Genomic DNA, 16205 nt, shown 5'->3' on the forward strand with positions numbered 1-16205 from the left:
AGGCAGACTCAGCGCCGAGCGGCGAGCGGCACCACATTGTTGGGCTGCTTGGCGGTCGATGCCAGGAAGCGCTTGATGTTGCGCGCGGCCTGGCGGATCCGGTGCTCGTTCTCGACCAGCGCCACGCGCACATAATCGTCGCCATGCTCGCCGAAGCCGATGCCCGGGGCCACCGCGACATCCGCATGCTCGATGAGCAGCTTGGAGAATTCGAGCGAGCCGAGATGGCGGAACTGTTCCGGGATCGGCGCCCAGGCGAACATCGAGGCCGCGGGCGCGGGAATGGTCCAGCCGGCGCGGCCGAAGGAATCGACCATCACGTCGCGCCGCTTGTGGTAGACCTCGCGCACCTCCTCGATGTCGGCGCCGTCGCCGTTCAGCGCATGCGCCGCGGCCACCTGGATCGGCGTGAACGCGCCATAGTCGAGATAGGACTTCACCCGCGTCAGCGCCGAGATCAGCCGCTCGTTGCCGACGGCGAAGCCCATGCGCCAGCCCGGCATGGAGAAGGTCTTCGACATCGAAGTGAACTCGACGCACACGTCGATCGCGCCGGGAACCTGCAGCACCGAAGGCGGCGGATTGCCGTCGAAATAGATCTCCGAATAGGCGAGGTCCGACAGGATGATGATGTCGTTCTTCTTCGCGAAGGCGAAGACGTCCTTGTAGAAGTCGAGCGAGGCGACCAGCGCCGTCGGATTCGACGGATAGTTGAGGATCAGCGCCAGCGGCTTCGGGATCGAATGGCGGATGCCGCGCTCGACCGCCGGGATGAAGCCGTCGTCGGGCTCGACCTGCAGCGAGCGGATGACGCCGCCCGACATGATGAAGCCGAAGGCGTGGATCGGATAGGTCGGGTTGGGGCACAGGATGACGTCACCCGGCGCGGTGATCGCCTGCGCCATGTTGGCGAACCCTTCCTTCGAGCCGAGCGTCGCCACCACCTGGGTGTCGGGATTGAGCTTCACGCCGAAGCGGCGGGCATAGTAGTTGGCTTGGGCGCGGCGCAGGCCCGGAATGCCGCGCGAGGACGAATAGCGATGCGTGCGCGGATCGCGCACCACCTCGCACAATTTGTCGACGATGGCTTTCGGCGTCGGCAGGTCCGGATTGCCCATGCCAAGGTCGATGATGTCGGCGCCGCGCGAACGGGCGCTGGCCTTCAGCCGGTTGACCTGCTCGAACACGTAAGGCGGAAGCCGGCGGACCTTGTGAAATTCTTCCATTGGAGTTCCAGACGATCGAAGGGGGCGCTTTCGGCGCGCGATATAAACCTAATTGCAGTTAGGGTCGAGGGTCGGGTCGCATTTGCCCTCGATCTGTTTCAGCGTGTCGTCGCCATGCGTCTTGGCAAGCGTCTTCAGCGCCGCGGAATTCGCCGGCGCCTTGACGCTGCCGCCTTTGGCAGCCTGCGCCTGCTGCTCGGCCTTGAGCCTGGCCAGGTTCGCCGCGGTCTCTTCCTTGGTGAACTGCTTGGCGGCCACCTGCGGCGGGATGTTGAGGTTCGGGTAGGAGCCGGTGTCCTTCGGGCCTTCGGTTACGGCCGTCGGCGTTGCATTGCTGGTGCTGGTGCTCGTGCAGCCGCCGGCGGGCAGCAGCACGCCGACCAGCGCGGCAAGGACCGCCTTGCGGGAGATCGAACCGAACCTGAGAAAAAAAGTCCCGCCAACATCAATCGTCATATTGTTTTCCTGGCAGCCGGGTTACTGCGAATTGGACCCGGTCAGATGTCCCATGGTAATATGTCAAGAAAACGCTCCGGGAGGAACCCCGCGGACCATGTCCAAACCTGACGATTCGGACAAAGCGGAAAATGGCGGACCTTCGGCCATCGAGCAATATCTGGTGAAGGATCCCGAGCGCTTCGCCTTGAATATGGCGCGCATGATCGAACAGGCCGGCAAGGCGGCGTCCGCCTGGACCGAACCGCGCGAGAAGGGCGAGGTGCGCGATCATGTCGCCGAACCGGTCGTCGACATGGTCAAGACCTTCTCCAAGCTCTCGGAGTACTGGCTTGGCGACCCGCAGCGCGCGCTCGAAGCGCAGACGCGGCTCTTCGCCGGCTATATGACGGTCTGGGCCAACGCCATACAGAAGGTCAATCCCAATGCCGAGGCGCCGCAGGACGCGGTTCAGCCCGAGCGCGGCGACAAGCGCTTCCAGGACCCCGAATGGGGCCGCAACGCCTTCTTCGACTTCCTCAAGCAGGCCTATCTCGTCACCTCGCGCTGGGCGAACGAGCTGGTCGAGCACGCCGAGGGCCTGGACGACCACACCCGCCACAAGGCGAGCTTCTACGTCAAGCAGGTGTCGAACGCGATCGCGCCGTCGAACTTCATCCTGACCAATCCGGAGCTGTTCCGCGAGACGGTCGCCTCGAATGGCGAGAACCTGGTCCGCGGCATGAAGATGCTGGCAGAGGACATCGCCGCCGGCCGTGGCGACCTGAAGCTGCGCCAGGCAGACTACACGCCTTTCGAAATCGGCAAGAACATCGCCACCACGCCCGGCAAGGTCATCGGCCGCAGCGATGTCGCCGAGATCATCCAGTACGATCCGGTGACCGAAACGGTGCTAAAGCGCCCGCTGCTGATCTGCCCGCCATGGATCAACAAATTCTACATCCTCGACCTCAACCCGCAGAAATCCTTTATCCGCTGGGCGATCGAGCAGGGCCACACGGTCTTCGTCATCTCCTGGATCAACCCGGACGAGCGCCACGGCGCCAAGGGCTGGGAAGCCTATATCCGCGAAGGCCTGCAATACGGTCTCGACATGGTTGAGAAGGCGACCGGTGAGAAGGAAGTCAACGCCATCGGCTATTGCGTCGGCGGCACGCTGCTTGCCGCGGCCCTCGCGCTGCTGGCGCAGGAAGGCGATGACCGCATCAAATCGGCCACCTTCTTCACCACCCAGGTCGACTTCACCTATGCCGGCGACCTCAAGGTCTTCGTCGACGAGGACCAGGTTGCCGCCGTCGAGCGCTCGATGAGCGAGAAGGGCTATCTCGAAGGCACCAAGATGGCCACCGCCTTCAACATGCTGCGGTCGGGCGACCTGATCTGGCCCTATGTCATCAACAACTACATGCGCGGCAAGGAGCCCCTGCCCTTCGACCTGCTCTACTGGAATTCCGATTCCACGCGCATGGCGGCGGCCAACCACTCCTTCTATCTGCGCAACTGCTATCTCGAGAACAATCTTTCGCGCGGCACGATGGAGCTTGCCGGCCGCACGGTGTCGCTGGCCGACATTACCATCCCCGTCTACAACCTTGCCACGAAGGAAGATCACATCGCGCCGGCGCTTTCGGTGTTCCTGGGCTCGCGCTTCTTCGGCGGCGACGTCGAGTACGTGATGGCGGGTTCCGGCCACATCGCAGGCGTCGTCAACCCGCCTGCCGCCAGGAAATATCAGTACTGGACCGGCGGCAAACCGGTGGGCGATTTCAACGCCTGGCTCGCAGCAGCGCATGAGCATCCGGGGTCCTGGTGGACGCACTGGCAGCACTGGATCGAGAACCAGGACAACATCCGCGTGCCCGCCCGCAAACCCGGCAAGCGTATGAAAACCTTGGGAGATGCGCCGGGCACCTATGTCAAGGTGCGTGTGTAACGGACTGTAATGTCTGGTGAGTTGACGGGCCGCCAAAACAGGGCGAAATGGTGGCGTCAATCGTTTCACGGCCTCAAATCAGCGTTCGAAGCAGATTAATTCCGAGGCTTGCAGATTCGACACATGTCCCGTTTCCGGTTGGGAACAGGAGGGTTATCGCGGCGCGATGCTGGAGTAGCGCGGCGATGACGGACCGACCGGATGCCGAGGGGGAATTTATTTTGAAATCAGTAGGTTGGCGTCTCGCACGAAGGGAAGGTCGCAGCATAGCGGCAGCGCTTTTCTCCGTGCTTCTGGCCTCCTGCACATCGACCGGCGACCCGACGATGTCGGTCGTTTCGCCCGCCTACAATTCAACCGCCACCGAAATGAGCGCGACGTCCGGCGCCAAGACGGCAACAACTGCCGATTCGTCGGCTCAGGCGCTATCTGCGACTGCCGATGCGGCAGCGACCGTGATGAGCGAAGGCGACACGCCTTTGCCCGAGAAGGTCGCCTATGTGCCGGAGACGCGGCCGGAAGCCGCCTTCCCCGCCGTCGTGGTGCCCGCCGGCGCCGCCGCGATTGCCGGCAACACACCGCAACCGCTGGTTCAGCCGGCGCAAACGGCGGAACAGACGCAAGCCGTGGCCCAGCAGATCGCCGCCGGCGATGCCGCCGCCATTGCATCCAAGGCGCAGGCGACCACCCAGGCCATGAGCAACGGCGTCTATGTCACCGCGGGCGAACCGGCGCAGCCGCAAGTCGCCGCGCCGAAGAAGAGCCTGTTCGCCTCGCTGTTCAGCACCACGCCGGCCTCGGCAGCACCTGCGCCGCTGATCAATTCGCGCTCCGGCGACCAACCGCCAGCGCAGGCCAAGACCGCAACCGCCGAGCCCGCCCCCGCCAAGCCGATCGTTGAGCTGGCCTCCGCGACGCCCGCCGCGAAGCCGGTGCAGCTCGCCTCGCTCGACGATCCGAGCTATCACATCACTGGCGCCGACGCCCTCCCCGGCGTGCGCCAGACCGCGCTGTTCGAGATCAAGCGCAAGTCCGGCATTGACGACGAGAGCGACGTCGACCTCAACGAGGATGAGGGCGGCGGCGGTTCCTACCAGGTGGCCTCGGCTGCCGGCATGGCAAGGCTCGCGCCCAACGGCCTTCTGAAGCAGAACGAAAGCGTCGACGTCGCCTGCCTCAAACCGTCGCTGGTGCGGGTGTTGAAGACGATCGAGGGCCATTTCGGCCGCAAGATGGTCGTCACCTCCGGCTACCGCGATCCCTCGCGCAACCGCCGCGCCAACGGCGCCAAGAACTCGCTGCACATGTACTGCGCCGCCGCCGACATCCAGTTGCCCGGCGTCTCGAAGTGGGAGCTGGCGAGCTACGTCCGCTCGATGCCCGGCCGCGGCGGCGTCGGCACCTACTGCCACACCGAATCCGTCCATATCGACGTCGGCCCCGAGCGCGACTGGAACTGGCGCTGCCGCCGCCGCAGCGGCGGTGGGGAAGACGGCTGATACTTATGGAGGCCGGCGGCCTCCGTTTCGATAAACCCTCACAGCACCAAACGTCGGCGATTAGCCGAAACCCTCCGAGCTTCGTCATCCACGGGCGGAGCGGGAGCGAAGCGGACGCGCAGACCCGAGGATCCATTCCGTTACCTCGACCGTGGAGTGCAGCGGCGCAGATTCTGTACCGTTGCAACGCTCATAGGTAACGGAATGGATTCTATGGTCTGCGCCGCGTCGCTTCGCTCCTTGCTCCGCCATAGAATGGCGACCGCGACTGGCGTTGTCCCAGCCAATCTCCAAAGGTGCGTGACCGAATGCGGCCGGAACCCTGCCCTGCCGCGAAAAGCCGACTTTTCCCGCCTTTTGAAAAAAGTTGTCGCATGTGGCGGCAGGTGGGTTGCCGGTTGGCAACAACGCAATTATAAGCCGCTTCGTCTGAGCGCGCCCATCGTCTAGCGGTTAGGACACCGCCCTTTCACGGCGGTAACAGGGGTTCGATTCCCCTTGGGCGTACCAGTCTTATCCTCCCTGAACGGCTGAATCCGGCACCTCGCGCTCACCGGGCCGAAACGCGTCATTAACGGCGTTGTTGGGTGACTCATGTTGGCAGCGATCAGACGGTGTAGAGTTCTGCCTCGCCATGGAGGCGCGGATGAACCTGCTTCGGACAGTTCTCTTATGCGCGGCAATGACCGGCCTGGCCGGGCTACAGCCCGTCTGCGCCGAGGATCAGCCCGCTCAGTCCAACGGCGACGCGGCGCAACAGCTGCCGCCCGTTCACTGCGAGGGGATGAATTGCCTGCCGCCGAGGAACGACCCCGCTTTGGAGTGCAAAGGGCAGGATTGCACGCCGGCTCCGGCGACCGACCAGCCCACAGGCCCCGAGATCAAGAAGGTCAAGTGAGCGGCATCGGGCGCTTTGCGGCGGGAACAGAAGGTCGCCGCCCTCGCCGAGTGACGTTGACGCTCCCAAAAGCAGGCTCCAACAGAGAGAAGCATCAGCCTCAGATCAATCCGGAACCATCGGCGCCGGCTCTTCGCACCGATAGACCATGCAACGACCGTCACTGGCCGGAACATAGTCGACCATCGGCACGTAGGGAGCATCGCACTCATTGCCGAACTGGCGGACATAGCGCTCATATGTGTTCGCCCCGGTGGTCAGCACCGCCGCATGCCGGCTCTGGATCAGCGCCTGGGTCTGCGCGCAAGTCATTGTGCGCGTGTCGGGTCGTGCATCGGCGAAAGTTGTGGCGGCAACGATCATCGCTGCCGCGCAAAACGCAATCTTGCCTATGGGCATGGTGGCATCCTCACAAAACATCGGGTCGCCAAATTCGCATCTGGCGACGCCGCTCCGCAACGGCAGCGCGGTCACGATGCAGCGAGCAAAGCCTTGCAGTTGAAACCCGCGCCCAAACCCTGGAATTGCCCGAGGACAAATGACGTCCGAGGTCAGGCTGTTGCAAAAACCACTGTCTGCAGCAGCCCTCCCCCCGGCCGGTTCTCCAGCGTGATCGTCCCGCCGTAGCGTTCGATGATTTCCTTGGCGATGGCGAGACCCAGCCCCGCGCCCGGGATGAACTGCGTACGCGCCGGATCGACCCGGAAGAACGGCTCGAAGGCCTTGTTCAACAGGTCCGGCGGAATGCCGGCGCCGCGGTCGGCGATGGTAAGAACCGCCTGGCCGCCTCGCCGAGCAAGCGCGATGGTGCAGCTCTTGCCATGCGTGGCGGCGTTGACGATCAGGTTGCGCAGCGCGCGGCGCAAGCCGAGCGCGCCGGCCTTGACGAATACATGGTCGAGATGGTCGATCGTCACCGCATGGCCGAGCGAGACCATTTCGACCTCGATATCGCGGACTATCCGGTCCAGTTCCACCGGCTCGACCGCGTCCTGGTTGACCTCCTCGCGCACGAGGCGGATGGCGCTGTCGGCGATACGGTCGAGCTCGTCGAGGTCGCTCAGCCATTTCTCACGGTCCTCGTCGAGGAATTCGGCACGGAGCCGCATCCTGGTCATCGGGGTCCTGAGATCGTGGCCGGCCGCCGCGACCAGGCGCATGCGGCTTTCCATCGCCGTCTTCAGTCTTGCCGACAGCTCGTTGAGCGCATGGGCGGTGGCCCTCACCTCGGCCGAGCCTTTCTCCGGCAAAGTCGCCAGCATGCCATCCGAGCCGATCTTGCTGACGGCGGTTTCCAGCATTTCCAGCGGCCGAACCAGCACGCCGGTGAAATAGATCGACACCGGCGTGGCGCCGAGCACGATCAGGGCCATCCAGCCGGCGAACCCGTACCAGACATCGCGCGGCGGGCCCACGTCGGGAACATCGACGATCATCCAGCGATGGTCAGGCAAAGCGACCGAGGCGATCATCCCGGGTTGCTCGGCCCTGCGGCTGACGACCGCCGAAACATCGAGACCGTTCTGGCGCAGCATGTCGTTCAGCACCCGCGTGTGCTTGCGGTCCTCGAAACCCGGCGCCGGACGATCGCTGATCGTCACCGGCGCATCGCCGCTGCTCGGCACGTGGCCTGGAACCAATTGCGTCATATACCGGATCTGGTGCGCCAGCGGCCCCATCGTCAGCTCCGCCGACGGTCCGCCGAGCACCTTGACCGCCACGAAAGTGGCGAGGCCGACCACGCCGAGGATCGAAACGACCAGAAGAATGATCAGCCGACGGCGCAGCGAAGTCATGGCTCGACATCCGTCGTCGGGACGCGGCACTCCGCCGTCTCGACCCGCGCCGTCAGCTGATAGCCGCCATTGCGCACGGTCTTGAACAATGCCTCCTCGCCCGCTTCGGCGAATTTCCGGCGCAGCCGGCTCATCAGCACGTCGACGGACCGGTCGAGCGGCTCGCGCTCGCGCCCCTGCGTCAGATCGAGCAGCTGGTCGCGCGACAAAAGCCGTCCCGGCCGGTCGAGAAAGACCTGCAGCAGATCGAACTCCGCGCCGGTCAGGTCGACCAGGGCGCCATCGGCATCCATCACCTTTCGCGTGTCCGGCTCCAGCCTGTAACCGGCAAAATGATAGACGCGAACCTTGGGCGGGGCGGCTTGTTCGGGCGCCGAGCGCCTGAGTACCGCGCGGATGCGGGCCGAAAGCTCGCGGGGGTTGAACGGCTTGCCGAGATAGTCGTCGGCGCCGAGCTCCAGGCCGATGATACGGTCGACATCTTCCTTCAGCGCCGTCAGCAGGATGACCGGAATGTGCGGCTTGCGATCGCGCAGGCTCCGGCAGATGTCGAGGCCGGAGCCGTCCGGCAGCATGACGTCGAGCACGATCAGGTCGAACTGGCCGGAGCCGAGCTTCTGCTCGCATTCGCGCCGGTCCGCCGCCACCGACACGCGAAAGCCCTGCCCGTCGAGATAGCGCCCGAGCAGCGTCCTGATCTCGCGATCGTCGTCCACGACGAGGATGTGGGGTTGTGCCTGCATTCTTCGCCCGCTTGCCTTTTCGTTCCTGATTATAGGGAGCGACGCCGCCAAGCGGCATGGAAAATTGCAACGGAACGTTTCCAAGACCCCGCCGGAAACATTCCGAAACAAATCTCCTTTTTCTGGAAACCTTCGGCAACGCGCCGAAGCAAAGCGGCAAAAGATGCTTCCTATCCTCCCGGCATCCGAAGCATGCAGGAAAGGATCACGTCATGCGAAGCAGACTTCTGGCGCTCGGCCTGTTCTCGGTCGCGGCCGTCCACCCGGTGTTCGCCGGCCACCCGGAGCCCGGCGCTGCACCCGCGGACGAGCCGCCGGCAATCGGCCGGCAAGACGATGCTGGCCCCGGCCCGATGGAGCCGTGGCCCGGTCAGCGCTGGGCGATGCGTCAAGGCCCGGAAGACTTCGGCCCGCGTCGCATGGGTCCGCCGCCCGAATTTCTCGCTGCCCGGCTCGCTGCGCTCGAGACCCGGATCGGCATCCGCTCCGAGCAGCTCGATGCCTGGCGCGACTATACCAGCGCGCTGCAGGCGGTGCTGGCGCCGCCGCCGCGACCGGACTTCGGTTTGGGAGGCACAGGGGCTCAGGGTCCTGGCGGGCCTCCGCCAGATGCCGCCCCCGTCCCCTTCGCCTTCCAGGAAAAGCTGGCCGACGAGGTGACCAAACGCGCCGCTTCCGCCGCCAAACTCAAGGACGCCATCGGGGTGCTGCGCACCAAGCTGACGCCCGAACAGCTCGAAATCCTCGCTTCGGCGGACCGGCCTCATGGCCACCCCCCCGGTCCATGGGGCAATCCGCCGGATGCAGCCGGCCCCGGAGGTCTGCCTGATCACGGACAGCTCCCTCCACCCCTACCCCGGAGTGGCGAGCAACTCTGACCGGCTGCGCCGGCCGGCCCCCTCACCCACCCGTTCAAGGGCCGGCCGGTTTCCAATCAAGGCAGCGTCTCACAGGGCAGCGGCTTCGCGAAGCGCACGGAGAACACTATGTGGGAAGCTTTGATGATGCTGCGCCTGATCGCGTCTGCAGCTCCGCGCTTCACGCTTGGGCGCCTGCAGCCAGCCCTTGCGCGGCGCACGCTCAAGGGCGCGATACGGCTGAGCTTCGCCGGATACCGCCTCGCGCTGCCGACCCCGCCGCCAAACCTCGAAAATCGCACAAATCGGACTTCCATGGAGATATTTATCTCGGCCGACCGCGCTGAAGGCGCGCACCTACGATCGGCAAGGGCACTTGGTTTACTGGCACGGATCGGCATACTGATGCCGGCGGGCGTCGCGGCCGCTCATTCGGCCCCCTTCGTCGAACGATCCTGGCCGCGCAAAAGGAGCGCGACATGACCCGCTTCGGCTCATTGCTGGACGCCCAGGCGCAGTGCTCCGTCGCCCAGGCTCGGTACTCCGTCGCCCAGGCGCGGTACTCCGTCGCCCAGGCGCGGTACTCCGTCGCCCACGCGCGAACACCCATCGTGGTTGCCGCGACCGATAACGGCTTTCCTCGCCCTTCCATGCTTGTCCCACGCCTCCCCCATAGGTGCCCGTCGCCCAATGGCTCTGCAATGCGCCTGCGTCAGCCATCGGGCGGCCTTAGCAACTCCAGCGAAAGATGATCCGGGCCATGCGCATTTCATTCAGCCAGCATTCCTTGCCGACGCGCCTCATGGCGGTCCTCGCGCTGTTTGGCACCGCGCTGTTGCTGGCAGCCTGCTCGCAGGAGAAGAGCCAGGTGCCGGCGGGCATGGGGGGTGCCGGCAGGCCCGAGGTCGGCGTCGTCACCCTGCACCCGCAATCGGTCGCGATCACCGCCGAACTGCCGGGCCGTACCGCCGCCTCGCTCATCGCCGAGGTGCGCCCGCAGGTCGACGGCATCATCCGGCAGCGGCTGTTCCAGGAAGGCGCCGAGGTGGTGGCGGGGCAGCCGCTCTACCTCATCGACCCGGCGAGCTATCAGGCCGCCTATGACAGCGCCGTCGCGACGCAGCAGAAGGCCGAAGCCGCAGTGCCCACCGCCCAGGCCAAGTTCGACCGCTATGCCGGGCTGCTGAAGCAGAACGTCGTCTCGAAGCAGGATTACGATGATGCCGCCGCGACGCTGGCGCAGGCGCAGGCCGACGTCGCGGCGGCCAAGGCCAGCGTCGAAACCGCGAAGATCAGCCTCAATCGCACCTCGATCACCGCGCCGATCGCCGGCCGCATCGACAAATCGACATTGACGCCGGGAGCATTGGTCACTGCCAACCAAGAAACGGTGCTGACCACCATTCGCTCGCTGGACCCGATCAATGTCGACGTCACGCAGTCGAGCACCAACCTGCTCAATCTGCGACAGGCGATCAACGAAGGCCGGCTGAAATTCAGCGGGACCAATGTCAGCGTCAAGCTGAAGCTCGACAACGGCACCATCTACGCGCAGAACGGCAAGCTGGAGTTCGCTGGCGCCAATGTCGACCAGTCGACCGGCACCTTTGCGCTCAGAGCCCAGTTCCCCAATCCTGACCGCCTGCTCTTGCCTGGCATGTATGTGCGCGCCATCGTCGAGGAAGGCGTCGCCCAAAACAGCTTCCTGGTGCCGCAGCGCGGCGTCACCCGCGACCCCAAGGGCCAGGCGACGGCCATGGTCGTCAATGCCCAGGGCAAGGTCGAGCAGCGCGTGCTCAGCGTGCGCAACAGCGTCGGCAACAATTGGCTGGTGGATTCCGGCGTCGGCGACGGCGACCGCGTCATCGTCGAGGGCCTGCAGCTGGCGCGCGCCGGCGGCGACGCGACAGCGGTCGAGGTGACGATCGACGAAACGACCGGCGAGATCAAGGACCGCGAGCAGAACTCCGCCTCGGCCACCGCCGCCGGCGGCAATGCCGCCGGTGCCGCCAAGCAGCCGGCCTCCGGCGCAACCGGGAACTGAAGCGATGTCGGGATTCTTCATCAACCGGCCGATCTTCGCCTGGGTGATCGCCATCGTGATCATGCTGGGCGGCCTCTTGGCGCTGCAGTCGCTGCCGATCTCGCAATACCCGCAGATCGCGCCAACCACCGTCAACATCAGCGCCAGCTATCCCGGCGCCGACGCTCAGACCGTCGAGAACTCGGTGACCAAGGTCATCGAGCAGGGCATGACCGGCATCGACAACCTCGATTACATGACGGCGACGTCGACCTCGACCGGACAGGCCTCGATCACGCTGACCTTCACCAGCGGCGCCAACGCGGACACCGCCCAGGTGCAGACGCAGAACAAGCTGCAGCTCGTGCAGTCGCAGCTGCCGCAGGTCGTCCAGAACAACGGCATCACCGTCTCCAAATCCTCGACCGGCTTCCTGATGGTCATCGGCTTCGTCTCTAGCGACGGCAAGATGAACTCGACCGACCTCGCGGACTATGTCGACTCAACCATCAACGACACGCTGAAGCGCGTCGAAGGCGTCGGCTCGACGCAGCTTTTCGGCTCCGGCTACGCCATGCGCATCTGGCTCGACCCGGACAAACTAGCGCAATATTCGCTGATGCCGAGCGATGTCGCCACGGCCGTCGAGGCGCAGAACACGCAGGTCTCGGCCGGCCAGCTCGGCGGGTTGCCGGCGCGCAAGGGCCAACAGCTCAACGCCACCGTCACGGCGAAGAGCCGGCTGCAGACCGCCGAGCAGTTCCGCAACATCATCCTGAAGAGCAATACCGACGGCTCGTTGGTGCGGCTGAACGATGTCGCCGAGGTCGAGATCGGCGCCGAAAGCTACACCACCCAGGCCCACTACAACGGCAAGCCGGCCGCCGGCGTCGCCGTCAGCCTGGCGACCGGCGCCAACGCCATCAGCACGGCGGAAGCGGTGCGCACGACGATCAATCGCCTGAGCTCGACCTTCCCGCAGGGCGTCGAGGTCGTCTATCCGTACGACACCTCGCCCTTCGTGCGCCTGTCGATCGAGGAAGTGGTGAAGACGCTGGCCGAAGCGATCGTGCTCGTGTTTTTGGTGATGCTGCTTTTCCTGCAGAACCTGCGCGCCACCATCATCCCGACGATCGCGGTGCCGGTGGTGCTGCTCGGCACCTTCGGCGTGCTCTCGTTCTTCGGCTATTCGATCAACACGCTGACAATGTTCGCCATGGTGCTGGCCATCGGCCTGCTCGTCGACGACGCCATCGTCGTGGTCGAGAATGTCGAGCGCGTCATGCAGGAGGAAGACCTGCCGCCCAAAGAGGCGACGCGCAAATCGATGAACGAGATCACCGGCGCGCTGATCGGCATCGCCACGGTGCTGTCGGCCGTGTTCGTGCCGATGGCCTTCTTCGGCGGCTCGACCGGCATCATCTACCGGCAGTTCTCGGTCACCATCGTCTCGGCGATGGTGCTCTCGGTGCTGGTGGCACTGGTGCTGACGCCGGCGCTCTGCGCCACCATCCTGCGCCCGCCAAAAGACCATGCGACGCAAAGGGGTCCGTTCGGCTGGTTCAACCGCATGTTCGATCGCGGCACCATCGCCTACCGCGACGGCTCGCGCGGCATCATCAACCGTTCCTGGCGCTTCCTTGCCGTGTTCCTCGCCATCGTCATCGCCATGGGCTGGATGTTCGCCCGGCTGCCGAGCTCGTTCCTGCCGGACGAGGACCAGGGCATCCTGATCACCAGCGCTTCACTGCCGGTCGGCGCGACGCAGGACCGCACCGAGCGCGTGCTGGCCGAGGTGACCAACCACTATCTCAACGAAGAGAAGGACGCGGTCGAAGGCGTGTTCACCGCTTCCGGTTTCGGTTTCGGCGGTGCCGGGCAGAATGTCGGCATCGCCTTCGTGCGACTGAAGGACTTCGATCAGCGCAAGACGCCGGCTCTCGCCGCATCGGCGGTGGCCGGTCGGGCCATGGGCGCCTTCTCCAAGATCAGGGACGCTCAGGTTTTCGCGCTCGCGCCGCCCGCCATCCAGGGTTTCGGCAACACCAACGGCTTCGATTTCTACCTGCAGGACGTCAACGGCGCCGGCCACGACGCGCTGATCCAGACGCGCAACCAGCTTCTGGGTCTGGCGGCAAAGAGCAAGCTACTTGCCAACACGCGCCCCAACGGCCAGGAGGACCAGCCGCAATTCTCGATCGATATCGACCAGGAAAAGGCCAGCGCGCTCGGCATCGGCCTCGCCGACATCAACAACACGCTGTCGACCGCCTGGGGCAGCGATTACGTCAACGACTTCATCGATCGGGGACGAGTGAAGCCGGTCTATCTGCAGTCGGGCGCGGATTTCCGCATGCAGCCGGAAGATCTCGCCAAATGGCAGGTTCGCAACTCCGGCGGCGCCATGGTGCCGTTCTCGGCCTTCGCCTCCAGCCACTGGACCTACGGTTCGCCCCGCCTCGAACGCTACAACGGCTCGGCGGCGATCGAGATCCAGGGCGCCGCGGCCGCAGGCCAAAGCTCAGGTGCGGCGATGGACGAGATCGACAAATTGGTCGCGCAACTACCCGCCGGATATTCGCATGAATGGACCGGCCTGTCACACCAGGAGAGGCTTTCCGGCAACCAGGCGATGTCGCTCTACGCGATTTCAGCGCTGGTCGTGTTCCTGTGCCTTGCCGCGCTTTACGAAAGCTGGTCGATCCCGTTCGCGGTGATGCTGTCGGTGCCGATCGGCATCTTCGGCGCCCTGGCGGCGGCCACTCTCTTCGGCCAGACCAATGACGTCTATTTCAAGGTCGGCCTGCTCACCACGATCGGTCTGGCGGCCAAGAACGCCATCCTCATCGTCGAGTTCGCCATCGAGCGGCAGTCTGCCGGCATGGGGCTGGTCGAGGCAACGCTAGAAGCGGCGCGGCAACGCCTGCGGCCGATCCTGATGACATCGCTGGCCTTCATCCTCGGCGTCACGCCTCTGGCGATCGCCAGCGGCGCGGGCTCGGGCGCGCAGAACTCGGTCGGCATCGGTGTCATGGGCGGCATGATCGCGGCGACCGTGATCGGCGTCTTCCTGGTGCCGCTTCTCTTCGTCACGGTGCGCCGCATCTTCAAGGGCAAGGCAGCCAACGAGAATTCAGGCAGGACCCCAGCCACAGCCACTCAAGAATAGAGGTTTTTTCCATGCCAGGTTTTGAACGCGGTCTCGCGACCGCGAAGGGGTTCTTTTTGCCCGCGTTTGCCGCAGCCCTGCTCTCGGGTTGCGTCGTCGGTCCGGACTACCAGAAGCCGCTGCTGGCAATGCCGGCAAGCTGGAGCGGGCAAAGGGCGGCAAGGCCGGCAAAGCCTGCGCAGCTGTCGCAATGGTGGCGGCGCCTGTGCGATCCCGAGTTGGACGCGCTCGTCGCGGAGGCGGTCGCCGGCAATCTCGATGTCGCTACCGCCAAGGCCAAGATCCGTGAGGCGCGGGCAAGCTACCGCCAGTCGGTGGGCACGTTGCTCCCATCCGCGGACGGTTCGGCCTCGGCCACCCGCAATAGGACCGCAGCAACCAGCTCGGGCACGGCAACCAGCACAACCTATGACCAGTATCAGGCAGGCTTCGATGCCAGCTGGGAACTCGACCTCTTCGGCGCCAACCGCAGGGGCGTCGAAGCGGCGAGCTACGGACTGGACGCCTCCGAAGAGGAACTGCGATCCACCCTCCTTACGCTGGTTGGCGACGTGACCTCGAACTATGTCCAGGCACGCGGTTATCAGGCCCGCATTGCGCTTGCCCGGCGCTCCGCCGCATCGCAGCGGCAGACAGCCCAGCTCACCCGCACCATGGCGCTGGCCGGCTCGGCGACCGCGGCGGACGTCGCCAAGGCCGAAGGGCAGGCCAGCGGCACGGAAGCCGGCGTTCCGAGCCTGGAAGCGGGCTATGCCGAGGCCGTGCATCGGCTTTCCGTACTGACCGGGCGGCCGCCTGCGGCCCTCACCGAGCGCTTGAAGCTCGTAAAGCCGATCCCGGCGCCGCGCCTGCCGATCCCGACCGGAGTTCCAGCTGACATCCTGCTCACCCGTCCGGACGTACGCATGGCCGAGAGGCAATATGCGCAGTACACGGCAAAGGTCGGGCAGGCCGAGGCGGCGCGCTATCCGAGCGTCAGCCTGACTGGCGACATCAGCACCACGTCCCTCAAGCTCGGCGATCTCGGCAAGAACTCCACCATCGGCTGGTCCTTCGGGCCGGCGCTCAGCGTGCCGCTGTTCAATGGCGGCCAGTTGCAGGCGGCCGTCGACGTCGCCAAGGCCCAGCGCGACCAATATTTCGTCGCCTACAAGGCCGCCGTGCTGACCGCACTGGAAGATGTGGAGAACGCCACCGTTTCGCTGTCGCAGGAGCGCATCAGGAACGGCAAGCTCGCCTCCTCCGCGAAGTCCTACGGCGATGCCGCGCGGCTTGAAAGAACGCTCTACAAGGCTGGCGAGACCAGCCTCCTCGACGTGCTCGATGCCGAACGCTCAGCCTATTCCGCCGACGATTCCGTCCTGCAAAGCCGCGTCTCGATCGCCACCGATTACATAGCCTTGAACAAGGCGCTTGGCGGTGGCTGGAACGGCGCGATCGATACAGGCAGGCCCGAAATCATCGATGTCGGCACCGGACCGCGGCTGGCATCGAAGACCCAGTGAGACCAGGTGCACGGTGTCTATCCGCCTGTTGACAACCATACAAATTCCCGTGAGCGATGCCCGCAACCAATCTCCCGCTATATAACAGCGTCGTTGAGGT

The 16205-nt window shown here is 65.1% G+C and carries 13 protein-coding genes and 1 tRNA gene; 9 read left to right on the plus strand and 5 right to left on the minus strand.

The features are described from left to right. Nucleotides 1–8: 8 nt before the first annotated feature. Nucleotides 9–1226, minus strand: a complete 1218-nt coding sequence (locus tag E5X34_RS06820; RefSeq protein WP_292562484.1) for an LL-diaminopimelate aminotransferase — start codon at nt 1224–1226, stop codon at nt 9–11. Between the two features lie 48 nt (nt 1227–1274). Next, a complete protein-coding gene (locus E5X34_RS06825; RefSeq protein WP_292562486.1) occupies nt 1275–1682 on the minus strand; it encodes a hypothetical protein in 408 nt (135 codons plus the stop codon). 97 nt (nt 1683–1779) lie between these two features. On the opposite strand from E5X34_RS06825, the gene phaC reads away from it, so the two are divergent. The 4 genes from phaC (at nt 1780) to E5X34_RS06845 (ending at nt 6012) form a co-directional block, all read left to right on the plus strand. Then, a complete protein-coding gene (gene phaC, locus E5X34_RS06830; protein ID WP_292562488.1) occupies nt 1780–3615 on the plus strand; it encodes a class I poly(R)-hydroxyalkanoic acid synthase in 1836 nt (611 codons plus the stop codon). Between the two features lie 326 nt (nt 3616–3941). After that, nucleotides 3942–5114: a D-Ala-D-Ala carboxypeptidase family metallohydrolase gene (locus E5X34_RS06835; protein ID WP_292562490.1), complete on the plus strand. Its 1173-nt coding sequence runs from the start codon at nt 3942–3944 to the stop codon at nt 5112–5114. A 435-nt stretch (nt 5115–5549) separates the two neighbouring features. Beyond that, nucleotides 5550–5624: transfer RNA gene (locus E5X34_RS06840), tRNA-Glu, on the plus strand. A gap of 136 nt (nt 5625–5760) precedes the next feature. Then, a complete protein-coding gene (locus E5X34_RS06845; RefSeq protein ID WP_292562492.1) occupies nt 5761–6012 on the plus strand; it encodes a hypothetical protein in 252 nt (83 codons plus the stop codon). 105 nt (nt 6013–6117) lie between these two features. On the opposite strand, the gene E5X34_RS06850 is transcribed toward E5X34_RS06845, so the two are convergent. The 3 genes from E5X34_RS06850 to E5X34_RS06860 all read right to left on the minus strand — a co-directional run bounded on the left by E5X34_RS06850 (nt 6118) and on the right by E5X34_RS06860 (nt 8551). Then, nucleotides 6118–6486: a hypothetical protein gene (locus tag E5X34_RS06850; protein WP_366664875.1), complete on the minus strand. Its 369-nt coding sequence runs from the start codon at nt 6484–6486 to the stop codon at nt 6118–6120. A gap of 77 nt (nt 6487–6563) precedes the next feature. Then, nucleotides 6564–7808: an ATP-binding protein gene (locus E5X34_RS06855; RefSeq protein WP_292562494.1), complete on the minus strand. Its 1245-nt coding sequence runs from the start codon at nt 7806–7808 to the stop codon at nt 6564–6566. Further along, nucleotides 7805–8551, minus strand: coding sequence for a response regulator (locus E5X34_RS06860; protein WP_292562496.1), 747 nt, complete (start codon nt 8549–8551; stop codon nt 7805–7807). Before E5X34_RS06860 ends, E5X34_RS06855 begins: the two co-directional genes overlap by 4 nt. Nucleotides 8552–8763: 212 nt before the next feature. Here E5X34_RS06860 and E5X34_RS06865 point away from each other — a divergent pair, with 212 nt between their 5' ends. The 5 genes from E5X34_RS06865 to E5X34_RS06885 all read left to right on the plus strand — a co-directional run bounded on the left by E5X34_RS06865 (nt 8764) and on the right by E5X34_RS06885 (nt 16105). Beyond that, complete coding sequence (locus E5X34_RS06865) at nt 8764–9429, plus strand: hypothetical protein (RefSeq protein ID WP_292562498.1); 666 nt, start codon at nt 8764–8766, stop codon at nt 9427–9429. 123 nt (nt 9430–9552) lie between these two features. Continuing rightward, nucleotides 9553–9891 carry a hypothetical protein gene (locus E5X34_RS06870; RefSeq protein WP_292562500.1) on the plus strand — a complete coding sequence of 113 codons (339 nt, stop codon included), beginning with the start codon at nt 9553–9555 and terminating at the stop codon, nt 9889–9891. A 277-nt stretch (nt 9892–10168) separates the two neighbouring features. Beyond that, nucleotides 10169–11452 (plus strand): efflux RND transporter periplasmic adaptor subunit, encoded by a 1284-nt coding sequence (locus E5X34_RS06875; RefSeq protein ID WP_292562502.1) that lies wholly within the window; start codon nt 10169–10171, stop codon nt 11450–11452. A 4-nt stretch (nt 11453–11456) separates the two neighbouring features. Continuing rightward, nucleotides 11457–14600 (plus strand): efflux RND transporter permease subunit, encoded by a 3144-nt coding sequence (locus E5X34_RS06880; RefSeq protein WP_292562504.1) that lies wholly within the window; start codon nt 11457–11459, stop codon nt 14598–14600. Nucleotides 14601–14611: 11 nt separating this feature from the next. Next, nucleotides 14612–16105: an efflux transporter outer membrane subunit gene (locus E5X34_RS06885; RefSeq protein ID WP_292562506.1), complete on the plus strand. Its 1494-nt coding sequence runs from the start codon at nt 14612–14614 to the stop codon at nt 16103–16105. The last annotated feature ends 100 nt before the right edge of the window (nt 16106–16205 follow it).

The organism is Mesorhizobium sp., assembly GCF_004963255.1.
Classification (GTDB): Bacteria; Pseudomonadota; Alphaproteobacteria; order Rhizobiales; family Rhizobiaceae; genus Mesorhizobium.

Coding starts and splice junctions, on each gene's coding strand:
- E5X34_RS06845 (WP_292562492.1), top strand. CDS start 5,761: ATGAACCTGCTTCGGACAGTTCTCTTATGCGCGGCAATGACCGGCCTG.
- phaC (WP_292562488.1), top strand. CDS start 1,780: ATGTCCAAACCTGACGATTCGGACAAAGCGGAAAATGGCGGACCTTCG.
- E5X34_RS06820 (WP_292562484.1), bottom strand. CDS start 1,226: ATGGAAGAATTTCACAAGGTCCGCCGGCTTCCGCCTTACGTGTTCGAG.
- E5X34_RS06870 (WP_292562500.1), top strand. CDS start 9,553: ATGATGCTGCGCCTGATCGCGTCTGCAGCTCCGCGCTTCACGCTTGGG.
- E5X34_RS06885 (WP_292562506.1), top strand. CDS start 14,612: ATGCCAGGTTTTGAACGCGGTCTCGCGACCGCGAAGGGGTTCTTTTTG.
- E5X34_RS06875 (WP_292562502.1), top strand. CDS start 10,169: ATGCGCATTTCATTCAGCCAGCATTCCTTGCCGACGCGCCTCATGGCG.
- E5X34_RS06825 (WP_292562486.1), bottom strand. CDS start 1,682: ATGACGATTGATGTTGGCGGGACTTTTTTTCTCAGGTTCGGTTCGATC.
- E5X34_RS06835 (WP_292562490.1), top strand. CDS start 3,942: ATGTCGGTCGTTTCGCCCGCCTACAATTCAACCGCCACCGAAATGAGC.
- E5X34_RS06880 (WP_292562504.1), top strand. CDS start 11,457: ATGTCGGGATTCTTCATCAACCGGCCGATCTTCGCCTGGGTGATCGCC.
- E5X34_RS06860 (WP_292562496.1), bottom strand. CDS start 8,551: ATGCAGGCACAACCCCACATCCTCGTCGTGGACGACGATCGCGAGATC.
- E5X34_RS06855 (WP_292562494.1), bottom strand. CDS start 7,808: ATGACTTCGCTGCGCCGTCGGCTGATCATTCTTCTGGTCGTTTCGATC.
- E5X34_RS06865 (WP_292562498.1), top strand. CDS start 8,764: ATGCGAAGCAGACTTCTGGCGCTCGGCCTGTTCTCGGTCGCGGCCGTC.